Source organism: Marinobacter sp. ANT_B65 (assembly GCF_002407605.1).
GTDB lineage: Bacteria > Pseudomonadota > Gammaproteobacteria > Pseudomonadales > Oleiphilaceae > Marinobacter.
Genome location: NZ_NXGV01000002.1, coordinates 210011 through 226177 on the forward strand (window position 1 = coordinate 210011; position 16167 = coordinate 226177).

The following is a 16167-nucleotide window of genomic DNA, read 5'->3' on the forward strand; positions in this document are numbered from 1 at the left end:
TCGGTTCCTCGTTATCTAAAGTAGTCAATAAAGCCAGTTGGATTGTGGGCGTGATCAGACCGAAGCCGCGCCGCTCACAATCTCCGAAATCTCTTGGGTGATAGCTGCCTGACGCGCCTTGTTATAAGCCAACTGAAGTTCACCGATAATGTCACCGGCATTGTCAGTTGCGCTCTTCATGGCAATCATTCGGGCTGCCTGTTCACATGCCAGATTCTCTACCACACCCTGATATACCTGGGACTCAATATAACGTGGCAGCAGGCCATCAAGAATCTGCCTGGCATCGGGCTCGTAGAGATATTCCCACTGGTTCTTGATCTCTTCTTCGTCCTCGCTCTCGGGCAGAGGCAGAAGCTGCTCTACCGTAGGGCGCTGGGTCATGGTGTTCACGAACTCGTTGCTGACCACATAAAGACGGTCAATTTTGCCTTCCGAGAACGCATCCAGCATCACCTTGACGTTGCCGATGAGTTTTTCAGAGCTTGGGCTATCACCCAGATGGGTAAGTGCTGCAACGACGTTACCGCCGTAACTCCCGAAAAAGGAGGCCCCTTTCTGCCCGATGGCGCAAAGATCAATTTCCACTCCGCTGTCTTTCCACGCTTTCATTTCACGGATAAGCGCTTTGAACAGGTTGATGTTCAGACCACCGCAAAGGCCACGATCAGTTGACACCACAATATAGCCCACGCGCTTTACTTCCCGCTGGACCATGAATGGATGTTTGTACTGAGCATTCGCCTTGGCAATGTGCCCGATCACCTGTCGCATCTTGTCGGCATACGGGCGCGTGGCCTGCATGCGTTCCTGAGCTTTGCGCATCTTGCTCGCAGCAACCATTTCCATGGCACTGGTGATTTTCTGCGTGCTCTTGATGCTTGTAATCTGATTACGTATTTCTTTGCCGACGGCCATAACTCACTGCCTTCTCAAGTTAGACACTCGTTGCTTCGAAAGCGGCCCGCGACTATCGCCGCAGGCCCGTTTCTTACCAGCTCTGAGTGGTCTTGAATTTCTCAAGTGCAGCTTTAAGGCCGGCAGCGATTTCGTCGTTGTAATCGCCTTTCTCGTCGATCTTGGCGAGCAGGTCTTTTTGCTCGGAGCGCATCCAGTCAAGCAACTGCGCTTCGAACTTAACAACCTTGTCGACATCAACGTCGTCCAGGAAACCTTCGTTGGCTGCGAACAGAACCGTACCCATTTCAGCCACAGACATCGGGCTGTACTGGTTCTGTTTCATGAGTTCCGTAACACGCTGACCGTGTTCGAGCTGCTTACGGGTTGCTTCATCAAGATCAGAAGCAAACTGAGCGAATGCCGCAAGTTCCCGGTACTGGGCCAGTGCCAGACGGATGTTACCGCCAAGCTTTTTCATGATCTTGGTCTGGGCAGCGCCACCAACCCGGGATACGGATACACCGGCGTTCATCGCCGGGCGGATGCCGGAGTTGAACAGGTTGGTTTCCAGGAAGATCTGGCCATCGGTGATTGAGATTACGTTAGTCGGTACGAATGCAGATACGTCACCGGCCTGTGTCTCAATGATTGGCAGAGCGGTCAAAGAACCGGTTTTGCCTTTCACTTCACCATTGGTGAACTTCTCAACGTACTCAGCGTTAACGCGGGACGCGCGCTCCAGCAGACGGGAGTGCAGATAGAAAACGTCACCAGGATAGGCTTCACGGCCCGGTGGGCGACGCAACAGCAGGGAGATCTGGCGGTAAGCCACAGCCTGCTTGGACAGATCATCATAGACGATCAGGGCATCTTCACCACGGTCACGGAAATATTCACCCATGGAGGTACCGGAGTACGGAGCCAGGAACTGCATGGATGCAGGATCAGCAGCGCCAGCGGCAACGATAATGGTGTGATCCATCGCTCCGTGCTCTTCCAGTTTGCGCACAACGGCGGCAATGGAAGACTGCTTCTGACCAATAGCTACGTAGACACACTTGATGCCAGTATTCTTCTGGTTGATGATCGCATCGATGGCGACAGCAGTCTTACCAATCTGACGGTCACCGATGATCAGCTCACGCTGGCCACGGCCGATTGGCACCATGGTATCGATAGCTTTCAGACCAGTCTGTACCGGTTCATCAACGGACTGACGCTCAATTACGCCCGGTGCAACTTTCTCAACCGGAGAAGTAAGGTCAGTACCCAGATCGCCTTTGCCGTCGATCGGATTACCCAGACCATCGACTACACGACCCATCAGTTCAGGGCCTACCGGAACTTCAAGAATACGACCGGTACAACGAACTTTCTGGCCTTCTGCCAGTTCTTCGTAGTCGCCCAGCACAACTGCACCTACAGAATCACGCTCCAGGTTCAGAGCCATGCCGTAAACGCCGTTGGCAAATTCAATCATCTCGCCAGACATTACGTCGGCAAGACCATGGATCAGCACGATACCGTCAGAAACAGACAGGATCGTACCTTCGTTCTTTGCTTCAGAAGAGATATCGAGTTTTTCGATTCTCTTCTTGATGATGTCACTGATCTCGGATGGATTCAGTTGCTGCATGCCAATATCCTCAAACCTTGTGCTGAAATCAGGAGCCCAGAGCGTCGGCCAACTTGGTCAGCTTTCCGCGTACAGATGCGTCAATCACCATATCGCCGGTGCGAATAATTACACCACCAATCAGTGACTTATCTAATGACGCTGCGAGTGACACTTGCCGCTCGAGCTTCTTCGAGAGTGCCTGGGCGAGCTTCTGTTGCTGTTCGTCCGTCAGCTCAAAGGCTGCGGTCACTTCGATATCAACAGTCCGCTCCAGATCAGCCCGGTACGTATTGAAGAGCGCTGCAATCTCGGGAAGAAGAGCAAGCCGGCGGTTATCAGCCAGCACCGAAAAGAAGTTACGCACCTGTTCCGAGTCGCCGGCTTCAGCAACCTCCAGAATCATATCCGCTTTCTTCTGCTCTTCCAGCTCCGGATTCGCGAGAAGCTGTCGAATGTCTTTGTTCCCAGTGACCTGTCCGGCGATCGTCAACACCCGGGACCACTCAGCAAGCTGGTCATGCTCCCGGGCTGCGGAAAATGCTGCCTTTGCATATGGGCGGGCCAGCGTTCTCAGTTCTGCCATGATGAACCTCGTCGTTTAAAGTTCTGCCGCCAGTTTTTCCAACATTTCGTTGTGCTTGGAGGCATCGACAGAGGTTTCAAGAATCTTCTCGGCACCCGCAATGGCTATAACGCCAATTTCTGCACGCAGCGCCTCGCGAGCCTGATTCCGCTCCTGTTCAATTTCGGCCCTGGCCTGCTCAATAAGCTTCTCGCCTTCTTTGCGGGCGTCATCCTTGGATGCTTCCACAATCTGGGCTGCGCGCTTGTTAGCCTGCTCAATTAGGCCGGCGGCCTGCTGCTTGGCTTCACGCAGCTCCTGGGCTGACTTGTCCTGAGCCATTTCAAGATCACGCTCTGCACGATCTGAAGCAGCAAGTCCGTCAGCGATCTTCTTTTGTCGTTCCTGCAAAGCGGCAATGACCGGAGGCCATACCAACTTCATGCAGAAAACAACAAAGATAAAGAACGCGATGGCTTGACCAAGTATCGTCAAATTAATGTTCACGTCTTCACCTCTCGCCTGTTATGTAAGAAAACACCGTTCCGGAACATTCCGGTGGCGATTCGATTAACCGGCGAGCTGGCCGACAAACGGGTTGGCGAAGGTGAAGAACAGTGCGATACCAACACCGATCATGGTTACAGCATCCAGCAGACCTGCAACGATGAACATTTTGACCTGCAACATCGGGGTCATTTCCGGCTGACGCGCAGCGCCTTCCAGGAACTTACCACCCAGAATACCAAAGCCAATAGCGGTACCCAGTGCGCCCAGGCCGATCAGCAATGCAACAGCAATCGCGGTCATTCCAACTACAGTTTCCATGATAACTCCCAGTTTTCAGTTTAGTTTTCAGTTTAAGGGTTAGGGTTTAGAACTACGTTTTTAACACAAAATCAGTGACTGTCTTCGTGCGCCATACTCAGGTACACGATGGTCAGCATCATAAAGATGAATGCCTGCAAGGTGATGATCAATATGTGGAAGATCGCCCAGGGCACAGACAGTGCCCACTGCGCCCAGAAGGGCAGCAAAGCAATCAGGATAAAGATCAGCTCGCCGGCATAAAGGTTACCGAACAGTCGCAGCGCCAGTGAAACCGGCTTGGCCAGCAGGCTCACGCCTTCCAGCAACAGGTTGACTGGAATCAGTACAAGCTTCAGGAAGAAATTGTCAGATGAGAACGGGTGCAGAGTAAGCTCGCCAACGAAGCCGCCCACGCCTTTGATCTTGATGCTGTAATAGAGAATCAGTGCGAATACCGACAGGGCCATACCCAGGCTCACGTTGATGTCCGTGGTCGGAACAATCTTCATGTACGGGAAGCCAGCAAGCGTAAACAGATGCGGGATGAAATCAACAGGTATCAAGTCCATCAGGTTCATCATGAAAACCCAACAGAAAATGGTCAGCGCCAAAGGTGCGATAACGGAATTCTTGCCATGGAAGGTTTCTTTAACACTGCCATCAACAAATTCAACCATCACTTCGACGAAATTCTGGAGACCACCAGGAACCCCTGAAGTTGCACTCTTGGCAGCACGCCGGAACAGGAACAGGAACAACACACCAAGTCCAATAGCCCAAGCCATACTATCTACGTGAATCGCCCAGAAGCCCATATTCGATGCTTCTTCAGATGTTTGCGCAATGGTCCAGGTTGCTTCAGAAAGCACAGTTCCGTCAGGACGTACAGAACCTTCCGGCAACTGCCCGTAAGTCAGGTTCTGGAGGTGGTGCTTGATATACTCGGATGGGGTTGAGCCTGCCATATCTTTCTCTCAGGTCCTGTTAGCGTCGCTGCGTACTGTTAACCAGGAATGGCGTTAGCCAGTTGGTAATCAGCATGGTCGCAAATGTTAAAAAAAGTGCCGCTACGTCGAGCGGCTGAATCCATTTAAACACCACCGTAAACAAGACGGCGCACAGGATGAGCTTGCCGGCCTCACCCTGATAAAAAGAACTTATGATCTTTTTGGCAGACCGCGCACCGGTGTAGCGGAATGCCTTAAGCGCAAAATAACCATGGGGCAGCAGAAAAATGAGCCCACCCAGAAGCGCTGAATAACCGGAAACCTGACCGCGTAACAAAAACGCCAGGCTAACCAGAAGAAGTACCACACATTCTATTGCAAACCATCGTTCGATGGGCGGGCGTTGAATGCCACCCGGAGCTGGTTTGGCCATGTTATTCCCAGAGTTCGGCGCTTTTAACCGGTGTCGTGTAAAAAATAAACAGGCACACCGACATTAGCGCCGCAGATTATATGTGTTCAATGTGCATGAATCAACAAAACCCGAGCCGGGGCAAACCGTGAAAAACCGCAGAATCACCGGCGTCGGCCCTTATTCGACACAAATAGACATCCTCTCAGTTTGCCACCACTACATGTTGTGTATAACGGCGGCATCAAACTTTTGGAGGGGGGTCGAAAGTTCAGAAAAATCCGACTATTTAGCGGATGTGGCCCAGAATTCCGTCGAGTTCATCAAGCGAGCTGTATTCGATGACCAGCTTGCCTTTGCCACGCTGCCCTTGAGCAATGGATACTTTTGCTCCCAGACGCTCGGCAAGATCATCCTGCAAGGCCCGGATATTGGGGTCGAGTGTACCTGATTTTACCGGTTTCCCGGTTGCTGTCTCCTGCTGAACCCGGCGAACAAGGGCTTCTGTCTGCCGTACCGACAGAGACTTGGCAACAACCTGCTTTGCGACCTGCATCTGTTGTTCCGGAGATAGTGTCAGCATGGCACGCCCGTGACCCATTTCCAGATCACCATGCTCCAGCATCAAACGCACATCTTCGGTCAGGCCAATCAGTCGCAAAAGGTTTGTAATGGTGGTGCGGGACTTGCCCACGGCTTCAGCCACCTGGGCCTGGGTCAGACCAAACTCCTCCTGCAAACGCTGAAGGGCGAAGGCTTCTTCTATAGGGTTAAGGTTTTCACGCTGAATGTTCTCGATAAGCGCCATAGCGATGGCCGCTTCATCGGGTACATCCCGGATAATGGCGGGTATGCTGTCGAGCTCCGCCATCTGGGTGGCACGCCAGCGGCGCTCACCGGCAATCAGCTCATACCGACCTTCGGCAATGGGCCGCACTACAACCGGCTGCATCACACCCTGCTGGCGAATAGAATCCGCCAGCTCCTGTAATGCATTGGGATCCATGTCGCGGCGCGGCTGATAGCGGCCACGCTGAATCAGATCAATGGGAACCTGTCGCAACTCACCATCGTGGTTTTTCAGTTCCTGATCCAGGTTAACCCTGGATCCGGCCAGCAGGGCTCCAAGCCCGCGCTCGCCCAATCCTCGTTTCTTCGCCGCCATGGTATCAGTCATTCTTCCGGTTGATGGTTGTTGTGCATCTTTTAAGAGAGACGAGCCGGTATGTTACACCGCAACCTGAGCCGATGTCTTTTTTGCCCCATGACGGCGGACCATTTCCCCGGCCAGCGCCAGATAGGCAATAGCACCCTTGGAGGCCTTATCGTATTTCAAAGCCGGCATTCCGTAACTGGGCGCTTCGGCCAGACGCACGTTACGGGGAATAACCGCACGATAAACCTTTTCCCCGAAATACTCGTTAAGCTGGCCGGATACGTCCAGTGTCAGGCTGTTCCGGGGGTCGTACATGGTTCTCAGAATACCTTCTATCTTCAGGTCCGGGTTGACCGTTTCCTTGATCTGTTCAACTGTATTCATCAAAGCAGCCAGCCCTTCCAGAGCGTAGTACTCACACTGCATGGGGATAAGTACCGAATCAGCGGCAGACAGTGCATTCACCGTTAACAGGCTCAGAGAGGGCGGGCAGTCAATCAGTATGTAATCATAGTTCTCACGGACACTGTTCAGCGCGAGCCTTAGCCGGTGCTCCCGGCCAATCTCATTCATCAGCGCTACTTCCGCTGCCGTCAGATCACCGTTCGAAGGAATAATATCGAAACCTGAAGCTTCTGCCGGAATGATCACTTCTGCGGCTGTTGCCCGTTTGGTGAGCAAGTCATAACCGGAAAGTTCGAGCCCGTTTTTATCCACACCACTGCCCATGGTGGCGTTGCCCTGGGGATCCATATCCACCAGTAAAACCCGACGCCTGGTGGCGGCCAGGGAAGCTGCAAGATTGACGCAGGTGGTGGTTTTACCCACACCGCCTTTCTGATTGGTCACTGCAATCACGCGCGCCATGTCTCGCCTCCTTTTTGCCGAATACAGTTGCGTATTACCGGGAATACTCTCTACCGGGACTGCTCTGCCCGCGCCACAATCAGCAGGTGTCTCTCACCGCCGGCTCCGGGGACCTTCAGGGAGTGGCTGGATGATACTTGCCAGCCGGCCGGAAGGGCAGCTACTTCATCATCCGGATACTGGCCTTTCATGGCAAGGAAGCTGCCACCATTCGCCAGCAGGCCTCCACACCAGCCCACCAGATTATCCAGAGCAGTGAACGCCCGACTGCTGATCTGGCTGAATGGCTGCTCAGGCCTGCAGTCTTCGGCACGACCATGGATCACTTCCACATTATCCAGACCAAGCTCAAGTACGCACTGATTCAGAAAGCGGGTTTTCTTGCCGTTACTATCCAGCAGAGTGAAACGCTTTTCAGGAAAGACTATAGCCAGGGGAATACCCGGCAACCCGCCGCCAGCGCCGACATCCAGCAGCTGGTCAGTGGTTATCCAGGGTAAAATGCTAAGGCTGTCGAGCAGCTGCCGGGAGACCATCTCCCCCTCGTTACGCACCGCCGTGAGGTTGTAGGCCTTGTTCCATTTGTTAAGCAAAGCCAGGAACGCCAGCAGTTTTTGCTGCTGCTCGTCACTGAGGGAAAGTTGCATCTCAGCCAGCCCTTCCCGGAGCTGGCGCTGCCAGAGTGTCTCGGCCATAACGGTGTTCAGGCGCTCTGTTTGCGCAGTAGCTCGCGCTTTTTCAGGTTTACCAGAATCTGCGAAATCGCAGCCGGTGTAACCCCTTGAATTCGCGAAGCCTGGGCAACCGTTTCCGGACGCACCTCTTTCAGCTTCTGTCTGATTTCATTGGACAGACCGCCAATCACATCGTAATCCAGGTCGATGGGCAGCGCGGTGTTCTCGTTACGGCGCAGGCGGTCGATTTCGTCGCTCTGGCGCGAAATGTACCCTTCGTATTTGATCTCGATTTCCACCTGTTCCGCCACAACAGGATCATCCGCTTGCGCAGCACCAATCTCGGCAATGTGACCGTATACGATCTCCGGGCGGCGAAGCAGCTCCGCCAGGGTATGATCCCGGGTCATGGGCTGTTTGAGAAAATCATTGGCGCGATCGCCAGCAGCCGTTGAAGGATGAATGCGGGTCGTTTCCAGCCGGCTACGCTCGGCGTTAATCGCTTCACACTTGTCATTGAACTTCTGCCAGCGCTCATCATCCACCAGGCCGAGTTTGCGGCCGGTCTCCGTCAGGCGGAGGTCGGCGTTGTCTTCACGCAGAATGAGACGATACTCCGCACGGCTGGTAAACATGCGGTAAGGCTCACTGGTACCCATGGTAATCAGATCGTCTACCAGCACTCCGAGGTAAGCTTCATCCCGGCGCGGATACCATTCGCTTTTTTCCTGGGACCGCAGGGCCGCATTAATACCCGCCAGCAAACCCTGGGCACCGGCTTCTTCATAACCTGTGGTGCCATTGATCTGACCAGCAAAATAGAGACCCTGAACAAATTTGGTTTCCAGTGTGTGGCGCAGATCCTGTGGATTCAGGTAATCGTATTCGATGGCGTAGCCGGGACGGGTGATATGGGCATTCTCAAAACCCGGGATTGTACGAACGGCCGCCAGCTGAATATCAAAAGGCAGGCTGGTGGAAATGCCATTCGGGTAGAGCTCGTTGGTGGTCAGGCCTTCGGGCTCCACAAAAATCTGGTGCGAATCCTTGTCGGAAAAACGATTGACCTTATCTTCAATAGACGGGCAATAGCGTGGCCCTACGCCTTCAATATTGCCGGCAAACATCGGTGAACGGTCAAAACCACTGCGGATAATATCGTGGGTCTGCTCGTTAGTGCGGGTCACGTAGCAGCAGATCTGCTCAGGATGCTGTGCCCGGTTGCCAATAAAAGACATAACCGGAGTAGGATCATCGCCCCACTGTTCCTGCATTACCGAAAAATCCACGCTGCGAGCGTCAATGCGCGGTGGCGTGCCAGTCTTCAGGCGACCCACGTTGAACGGCAGTTCTCTCAAACGTTGAGCCAACGCATTGGCTGGCGCGTCACCGGCACGGCCACCAGCGTGGTTCTGCATACCGATATGGATCACACCACCGAGAAAAGTACCCGTGGTCAGTACGACTGTTTTAGCGTTGAAGCGGATGCCCGTCTGGGACACAACGCCGGTAACCTGATCGTTTTCTACAATCAGATCATCTGCAGCCTGCTGAAACAGAGTGAGATTAGGCTGGTTTTCCAGGGTGTGACGGATAGCAGCTCTGTACAACACTCTGTCAGCCTGGGCACGAGTGGCTCGCACCGCAGGGCCTTTGCGGCTGTTAAGTACACGGAACTGAATACCGGCTTTATCGGTCGCCTGAGCCATGGCGCCGCCAAGAGCGTCAATTTCCTTGACCAGATGGCTTTTGCCTATGCCTCCGATTGCCGGGTTACAGGACATCTGACCCAGGGTTTCGATGTTATGGGTCAGCAGCAGGGTTTGCGAGCCCATACGCGCCGCTGCAAGCGCGGCTTCGGTACCGGCATGGCCACCACCTATGACAATAACATCGAAACGGGTTGGAAAATCCACAGTTCACCTCGGAATTCGGGGGATAAAAACAGGGCGGCGAGTATAACGTTTCAGCCGGGAAATTGCAGTCAGGATGTGCAAATTTTAACCAGACTTATTTACGCTTAAAAGCCACAGAGTGTGCGCACCGGAAAAAAATAATGAAAATCGTTCGTTTCAGACTCGATGGCGATCTGAAATTATCCGATTTTCATAGGCTTGGAATCACCTTCTCAGAAAAGTTTTCAATAAAGTTATCCACATTTCCAGGGCCGTCCAACACCTCGAAACTAACACTTAACCCATTGTTTTAGCGGAATTAAATTTGTTTACCAAAAGATTATCCATACCTTATCCAATTAATTATCCACAGATTTTTCTGTTTTAAAATGCCGTAAACGCCAAACCGCCAGTAATACCAAGGCATTGAGCATCGACAACAGCAGAAAAAAGCCGGGGATACTCACCTCGAGAACGCCAAGAACCAGAATTCCGACCAGAGCACTGGCTACCATGAACAGTGCATTTATCACATTAAGCGCTGCAATAATGCGTGCACGTTTGTCATGCGGCGTTTCATGCTGGATAAAAGCATAGAGTGGAACAATAAAAAGTCCCCCGCAGATGCCGATGCCAACCAGATCCAGAAGTACGCGCAGATATTCCGGGTCCGTCACAAGAGTCCACCAGGTTGAGGAAACCGGCGCCTCGGGAACTGCAAAAAACAAATCCACACCCAACAGGCTCAGTCCCAATACTCCCCAAGGGACAGGTGCCAGGGAAATATGATGTCTGGTCAGACGTTCACACATCATGGAACCGATTGAGATGCCAACAGTGAACATCGCCAGCAACAGCGTGACCACAGTTTCATCCCCCAGAAGATTGGTCCGGGCAAAGTTGGGGAACTGGGTCAGGTAGGCGGCGCCCAGGAACCAGAACCATGAGATTGCCAGCACGGCCAGCATCACCTGTCGGCGCTCCGCAGCAACCACCATCAACTGCCAGGTTTCCCTGACCGGGCGAAACCGGATGGTAATGTCTTTACCGTGATAGTTCGTGGTGGGCACCTTGCGGGAAGCCAGGTAACCGAACACCGCCACGATCAGAACCAGAACGGCTATGATCTTCGCGGCTGCCTCATAGCCCATAAGCAAACCTGCAGCGATGGTTCCCAGAAGTATGGCGACAAAAGTGCCCATGCTGACCAGCCCATTGCCGCCAACCAGTTCATCATCTGCAAGAACCTCCGGAAGGATCGCGTACTTTACCGGCCCGAAGAAGGTGGATTGGGTGCCCATCAGAAACAACAACAGCAACAGCAACTCATACCAGCCGAACCAGAGACCAATCGCTGCGAGCCCCATGATCACAATCTCCGCCAGCTTCACGTTACGGATAATGCGGGATTTTTCGTAATGGTCCGCCATCTGGCCGGCGATACCAGAAAACAGAAAGAATGGGAGAATAAACAGGAATGCAGCCAGGTTAACCACAACGTTTACAGAAAGCCCCATCAACCCACCGACGTTGTAGGTAATCAGCAACAGGAGCGCGTTCTTGTAAAGATTGTCATTGAATGCACCGGAAAATTGAGTGAGGTAAAACGGCAGGAACCGCCGTTGCCCCAACATGCGGAACTGACTGTGTTTCGCCATGAATCACCCTGTTTTGGTGCGTTGTACCGGCAACACCTGCAAATACGCACCAAAAACGTGCCCGGCATTCGCAATGCATGAAAAAAAGAACAGATTAATGCCAATATTATCAGCTATTTGTAAACTTTCGGCATGAATTTCGCTGATAATATCTGTTCATCCCCCGATTTCCTGGCCAGGACGGCTCCAACAGAATCAGAAATATAAAGGTTCCTGACCATGAGCAGAGTAGTCCGACTCCCCCGCGCCGGCCATACCAGCGGCAGGAACACGCCAGATCCCACAATTATCCATAACCATGATTTCAAATCGGTTTACCAGCCGATACTTAGCCCTACCCACCAGAAACTGGTCGGCTACGAGGCTCTGGTCCGGGTCAGCCGGAACAAACACCCAGTATCGCCAGTAGAACTCTTTGAACAGGCTGCGGCTCTTGATCAGATCCCGGAACTGGATCGTCATCTGCTGCATTTACACCTGTCCGGATTTTCCGCAAGCGACAGCCCCGTATGGCTGTTTCTGAACATAAATCCTCATACCTGTGTACAGCCGGAAGCCTCATTGGAGCGGCTCGCACAGCAGTGTGAGAGCAGCGGCACACGCCCTGAAAAAGTCGTGCTGGAACTGGTGGAAACCGCCTCGGACAACCCGGAAGCACTCATGGAGTTTATTCACAAGGCAAAAACTCTTGGTTTCCAGATTGCTATCGATGACTTCGGTATGGGGGATTCCAATTTCGAGCGCCTGTGGCGGATCAATCCCCTGATCGTCAAGCTGGACCGCAGTTTGCTGGTAAATGCGGAGAACAATAACCGCGCCCGGCTGCTCCTGGAAAGCCTTGTACGGATGATCCGTGAAAGCGGCAGTCTGGTGTTGCTGGAGGGTATTGAAAACGGTGCCCAGGCCAGAATCGCACTGGATACAGAAGCAGATCTGTTACAGGGATTTCTGTTTGGCCGGCCAGGAATCATTGCCGATGCAACAGTAGAACGGTCAGAAGCCCGACTACAGGCCGTAGTGACCGACTCCAGCGAATGGTGGATACAGGATAACAAGGACCAGGAAAGCTATCTGCGGTTGCTGCATTTCGAAATCATGGATGCCTGCCACCAGATAGTCCGGGACCACCCATTCACGGAAGCCTGCAAAATCCTGCTGCAAATGGATGGGGTCAAACGCTGTTTTCTGCTCGACGAAAACGGAATCCAGCAAGGCAATCTTGCCCATGCCGGCACCAACAACAAGTCCGGGGGGTTCAACCCGCTATACCGTTCTGCCGGTGCCAGCTGGGGACACAGGGAATATTTCCGCAACGCTCGGGAACGGCCACAGTATATTAACAGCTCGCGCCCCTACGTTGCTCTGCCTGACGCCAGGCGCACGGTTACCTTATCCACAACCCTGCCAACGGAATCCGGCCCTCAGGTTTTCTGTGTAGATGTACACCCGGACGAGGTGTTCAATGGACAACTGTGCTTTCCCGCCACGCTCTGATCCACACACCGGCCAGAACCAGACCTGTCAGAAATCGTCGACTCCTTTGCTCGGCGTGCTCATGGCTCCTGACCCGCCGGCACTTCCCGTTGCCAGGCGTTCAAGTTCCAGCTCCACAGTGTTAGCGGATTTGGCAAATCTTGCCAGCAGGTTATAAAGCACAGGGATAATAAACAACGTAAGGGTGGTGGCGAAAATCAAGCCTCCAAGAATAACCATACCAATAGCCGCGCGGCTTTCTGCTCCGGCACCCGTCGCTATGACCAATGGCACTGCGCCGAAGACAGTGGAAATAGTGGTCATCAGAACCGGCCTGAAACGCAGGCTGGCGCCCTCCAGAATGGCATCTTTAACGTCGTAACCTTTGTCCCGGAGCTGATTGGCAAACTCCACAATCAATATACCGTTCTTTGCCATCAGCCCAAGCAGCATGATGATACCGATCTGGCTGTATATGTTCAGGCTGATACCACTCCACCAGAGCGCCAGCAATGCGCCAGTTACGGCCAGAGGTACCGGAAGCATGATAATCAACGGGTGGATCCAGCTTTCGAACTGAGCAGCCAGCACCAGGAATACAATCACAAAGGCCAGTGCAAATGTCACGTAGATAGCTGAGGAAGATTCTTCAAATTCACGGGACAATCCCTTGTAACTCAGCCGCGCTTCCGGTGGCAGGTTATCTATCGCCAGAGTATTCAGATAAGTCAGAGCGGAACCAAGGTCATAACCATCCGCCAGTGAAGCGCTGATGACCACGGCCGGCAGCCGGTCGATCCGCCGCAAATCAGGATTGGCGCCAAGCTCTTCGACTGACACCAAAGCCTGAAGCGGTATAAGTGTGCCGCCGTCTCTCGGTCGCAGAAAAATCTGTCCAAGATCGCCCGGTGTTGCACGATCTGCATCACCTGCCTGAACGATCACATCATATTCACGGCCGCGATCCAGATAAGTTGTTACCTGACGGGATGCCAGCATGGTTTGCAGGGTCAGGCCTACGTCGGCAATGGTTATATCCAGGTCTGCAGCACGCTCGCGATCAATGGTGAGGCGAAGTTCAGGCCGGGTCAGTTCAAAGTCGGTATCCAGATTCAGGAGTTTGGGATTTTCCTTGGCCCGTGCGACGATTTCCTCACTCCAGGCCTGAACCGATTCATAGTCGGGGCCGGCAACGACAAACTCCACCGGCTGGTTAAATCCTCTCTGCCCCAATCCCGGCGGGTTTACAGCCACAATTCTGGTACCAGTAACCTGACTTAATTTGCCACGGAGCTCACTGGTAATCTGCTGCTGTTTGATATCCCGCTCTTCCCATGGAGCCAGGCCCATGATCATGAATGCGCTATCTTCTTCCTCGCGAAAACCGACAATTGAGAGCAGGCGGCTGGCTGCACCGGATTCGAGGTAGGGTATCAGCTGTTCTTCGGCTTTGCGCACATAGTGATCCGTGAACTCCACCGTCGCCCCCCGGGGAGCACTGACAGGCATGATAATAACGCCACGATCTTCTGTAGGTGCCAGCTCCTGAGGAAGTTTCGGATAAATAACCGCAGTGATAACGAGTGCGACCAGACCCAGGCCAAGTAACAGACCCGGCTGACGAAGGGAAAAACGCAACATCCGTTCGTAACCATGGGTCAGCCCGTTCAGAACTTTCTCGCTGGCTGCCCAGAACCTGTGCCCCTCAGTCGATTCCGGGCTGTGCCGGAGCCATTTTGAGCACAACATGGGCGCGAGAGTCAGCGCAACCAGACTGGACACCACCACAGCAGCCGCGAGAGTGAAACCAAATTCGGCAAACAGACGGCCTATGTTGCCGCCCATGAATGAAATGGGTACGAATACCGCCACCAACGTCAGTGTGGTTGCGATTACCGCGAAAGCAACCTGCTTGGCACCCCGGTATGCCGCCAGCAAGGGAGGTTCCCCCTCGTCAATCCGGCGCTGAATGTTTTCCAGCATGACAATCGCATCGTCCACCACCAGACCTATGGCAAGAATCACAGCCAACAGTGTGAGCACGTTGATTGAGAAACCGAGAAACCCCAGACCAATGAACGCACCGATAACAGCAACCGGAATTGTTACCGCAGGAATCAGGGTTGCCCGCCAGGAACGAAGAAACAGAAAAATAACCAGGATCACCAGAGTTACAGCGATCGCAAGGGTGGTCATCACTTCTTTGATCGAGGCACGTATAAAGATGGATTCGTCGTAGCTCTCGGAAATCGTTACTTCCGGGGGCAGAGTTGCCCGGATATTTTCAAGCTCTGCCTGAACGGCATCGGATACTGCAACGGTGTTGGCTTTGGACTGACGAATTATCCCCATACCAATAGCTGTCTGGCCATTGGCACGAAGACGACTGATATCGGATTCAACACCCATCTGCACGTTGGCTACACTGCCAAGGCGCAGGAGTTCATCGTCGTTTCTGCGGATAACCAGTTCGCGGAACTGTTCCACTGTGGATAACCGCCCTTCGGTGCGGATGGTGAAAGTCCGGGTAGACGAATCCACAGAGCCGGCGGGCAACTCCACGTTGTTGGCGCGCAGGGCACTTTCCACTTCCGCAACCGTAATATTTCTGGCTGCCAGCCTCTCCCTGTCCAGCCAGACACGAATGGCGTAACGGCGTTCGCCACCAATACGTACGTCTGCAACCCCATCCAGTACCGACAGGCGGTCAGACAGGACACGATCTGCGAAATCACTGAGTTCGGCGCTGTCCCAGACATCACTACGCAGGGTCACCCACATCATCGGACGGGCATCGGAATCCGCCTTTTGTACCACAGGAGGATCCGCTTCTTCAGGCAGCTGATTTGCAACCCTGGAAACAGCATCACGAACATCATTGGCGGCAATATCCACATCCCGGGACGTGGAAAACTCGATACTGGTACGGGATTCACCCTGTTCAGTCGATGACTCAATCGAACGTATACCTTCTATCCCACTGATAGCACCTTCAATCACCTGAGTGATCTGAGTGTCTACCACTTCAGCAGCCGCACCCGTGTAATCGGTAGAAATCGACACTACCGGTGGATCAATATCAGGGTATTCCCGCACCGGCAGGCCCATCAGGGCAGCCAGGCCGAAGACAACAATAAGCAGGCTGATAACCGTTGCGAAAACAGGGCGCTTTATGGATATATCGGAAAGAATCAC

At 53.3% G+C, this 16167-nt stretch carries 14 protein-coding genes; 1 reads left to right on the forward strand and 13 read right to left on the reverse strand.

The window, feature by feature from the left end; genetic code table 11:
- Window positions 1-54: 54 nt before the first annotated feature.
- The 12 genes from atpG to CPA50_RS11185 form a co-directional block, all read right to left on the reverse strand.
- Window positions 55-918, reverse strand: a complete 864-nt coding sequence (atpG, locus tag CPA50_RS11130; protein WP_096782594.1) for a F0F1 ATP synthase subunit gamma — start codon at window positions 916-918, stop codon at window positions 55-57.
- A gap of 73 nt (window positions 919-991) precedes the next feature.
- Complete coding sequence (gene atpA / locus CPA50_RS11135; RefSeq protein WP_096782595.1) at window positions 992-2536, reverse strand: F0F1 ATP synthase subunit alpha; 1545 nt, start codon at window positions 2534-2536, stop codon at window positions 992-994.
- 28 nt (window positions 2537-2564) lie between these two features.
- On the reverse strand, window positions 2565-3101 hold the full coding sequence (locus CPA50_RS11140; protein ID WP_096782596.1) for a F0F1 ATP synthase subunit delta: 537 nt from the start codon (window positions 3099-3101) through the stop codon (window positions 2565-2567).
- A 15-nt stretch (window positions 3102-3116) separates the two neighbouring features.
- On the reverse strand, window positions 3117-3587 hold the full coding sequence (locus CPA50_RS11145) for a F0F1 ATP synthase subunit B (protein ID WP_096782597.1): 471 nt from the start codon (window positions 3585-3587) through the stop codon (window positions 3117-3119).
- A gap of 63 nt (window positions 3588-3650) precedes the next feature.
- Entirely contained in the window at window positions 3651-3908 is a 258-nt protein-coding gene (gene atpE / locus CPA50_RS11150; RefSeq protein WP_026224019.1) for a F0F1 ATP synthase subunit C, read from the reverse strand.
- A 71-nt stretch (window positions 3909-3979) separates the two neighbouring features.
- Entirely contained in the window at window positions 3980-4855 is an 876-nt protein-coding gene (gene atpB / locus CPA50_RS11155) for a F0F1 ATP synthase subunit A (RefSeq protein ID WP_096782598.1), read from the reverse strand.
- A 19-nt stretch (window positions 4856-4874) separates the two neighbouring features.
- Window positions 4875-5270 carry a F0F1 ATP synthase subunit I gene (locus CPA50_RS11160; RefSeq protein ID WP_096782599.1) on the reverse strand — a complete coding sequence of 132 codons (396 nt, stop codon included), beginning with the start codon at window positions 5268-5270 and terminating at the stop codon, window positions 4875-4877.
- A 268-nt stretch (window positions 5271-5538) separates the two neighbouring features.
- Window positions 5539-6414 (reverse strand): ParB/RepB/Spo0J family partition protein, encoded by an 876-nt coding sequence (locus tag CPA50_RS11165; protein ID WP_096782961.1) that lies wholly within the window; start codon window positions 6412-6414, stop codon window positions 5539-5541.
- A 63-nt stretch (window positions 6415-6477) separates the two neighbouring features.
- Window positions 6478-7272: a ParA family protein gene (locus CPA50_RS11170; protein ID WP_096782600.1), complete on the reverse strand. Its 795-nt coding sequence runs from the start codon at window positions 7270-7272 to the stop codon at window positions 6478-6480.
- Between the two features lie 50 nt (window positions 7273-7322).
- On the reverse strand, window positions 7323-7967 hold the full coding sequence (rsmG, locus tag CPA50_RS11175; RefSeq protein ID WP_096782601.1) for a 16S rRNA (guanine(527)-N(7))-methyltransferase RsmG: 645 nt from the start codon (window positions 7965-7967) through the stop codon (window positions 7323-7325).
- An 8-nt stretch (window positions 7968-7975) separates the two neighbouring features.
- Complete coding sequence (mnmG, locus tag CPA50_RS11180; RefSeq protein ID WP_096782602.1) at window positions 7976-9862, reverse strand: tRNA uridine-5-carboxymethylaminomethyl(34) synthesis enzyme MnmG; 1887 nt, start codon at window positions 9860-9862, stop codon at window positions 7976-7978.
- 338 nt (window positions 9863-10200) lie between these two features.
- Complete coding sequence (locus CPA50_RS11185; RefSeq protein ID WP_096782603.1) at window positions 10201-11499, reverse strand: MFS transporter; 1299 nt, start codon at window positions 11497-11499, stop codon at window positions 10201-10203.
- A 219-nt stretch (window positions 11500-11718) separates the two neighbouring features.
- Between CPA50_RS11185 and CPA50_RS11190 the strand changes: the two genes are divergently transcribed.
- Complete coding sequence (locus tag CPA50_RS11190; protein ID WP_096782604.1) at window positions 11719-12993, forward strand: EAL domain-containing protein; 1275 nt, start codon at window positions 11719-11721, stop codon at window positions 12991-12993.
- A 27-nt stretch (window positions 12994-13020) separates the two neighbouring features.
- Here CPA50_RS11190 and CPA50_RS11195 read toward each other — a convergent pair whose 3' ends face one another.
- Window positions 13021-16167 (reverse strand): efflux RND transporter permease subunit, encoded by a 3147-nt coding sequence (locus tag CPA50_RS11195; RefSeq protein ID WP_096782605.1) that lies wholly within the window; start codon window positions 16165-16167, stop codon window positions 13021-13023.

Excerpts from the sequence above, each read along its gene's own strand:
- CPA50_RS11185 (WP_096782603.1), bottom strand. The coding sequence starts at position 11,499 with ATGGCGAAACACAGTCAGTTCCGCATGTTGGGGCAACGGCGGTTCCTG.
- atpA (WP_096782595.1), bottom strand. The coding sequence starts at position 2,536 with ATGCAGCAACTGAATCCATCCGAGATCAGTGACATCATCAAGAAGAGA.
- atpB (WP_096782598.1), bottom strand. The coding sequence starts at position 4,855 with ATGGCAGGCTCAACCCCATCCGAGTATATCAAGCACCACCTCCAGAAC.
- atpG (WP_096782594.1), bottom strand. The coding sequence starts at position 918 with ATGGCCGTCGGCAAAGAAATACGTAATCAGATTACAAGCATCAAGAGC.
- CPA50_RS11190 (WP_096782604.1), top strand. The coding sequence starts at position 11,719 with ATGAGCAGAGTAGTCCGACTCCCCCGCGCCGGCCATACCAGCGGCAGG.
- rsmG (WP_096782601.1), bottom strand. The coding sequence starts at position 7,967 with ATGGCCGAGACACTCTGGCAGCGCCAGCTCCGGGAAGGGCTGGCTGAG.
- CPA50_RS11165 (WP_096782961.1), bottom strand. The coding sequence starts at position 6,414 with ATGGCGGCGAAGAAACGAGGATTGGGCGAGCGCGGGCTTGGAGCCCTG.
- atpE (WP_026224019.1), bottom strand. The coding sequence starts at position 3,908 with ATGGAAACTGTAGTTGGAATGACCGCGATTGCTGTTGCATTGCTGATC.
- CPA50_RS11160 (WP_096782599.1), bottom strand. The coding sequence starts at position 5,270 with ATGGCCAAACCAGCTCCGGGTGGCATTCAACGCCCGCCCATCGAACGA.
- CPA50_RS11140 (WP_096782596.1), bottom strand. The coding sequence starts at position 3,101 with ATGGCAGAACTGAGAACGCTGGCCCGCCCATATGCAAAGGCAGCATTT.
- CPA50_RS11170 (WP_096782600.1), bottom strand. The coding sequence starts at position 7,272 with ATGGCGCGCGTGATTGCAGTGACCAATCAGAAAGGCGGTGTGGGTAAA.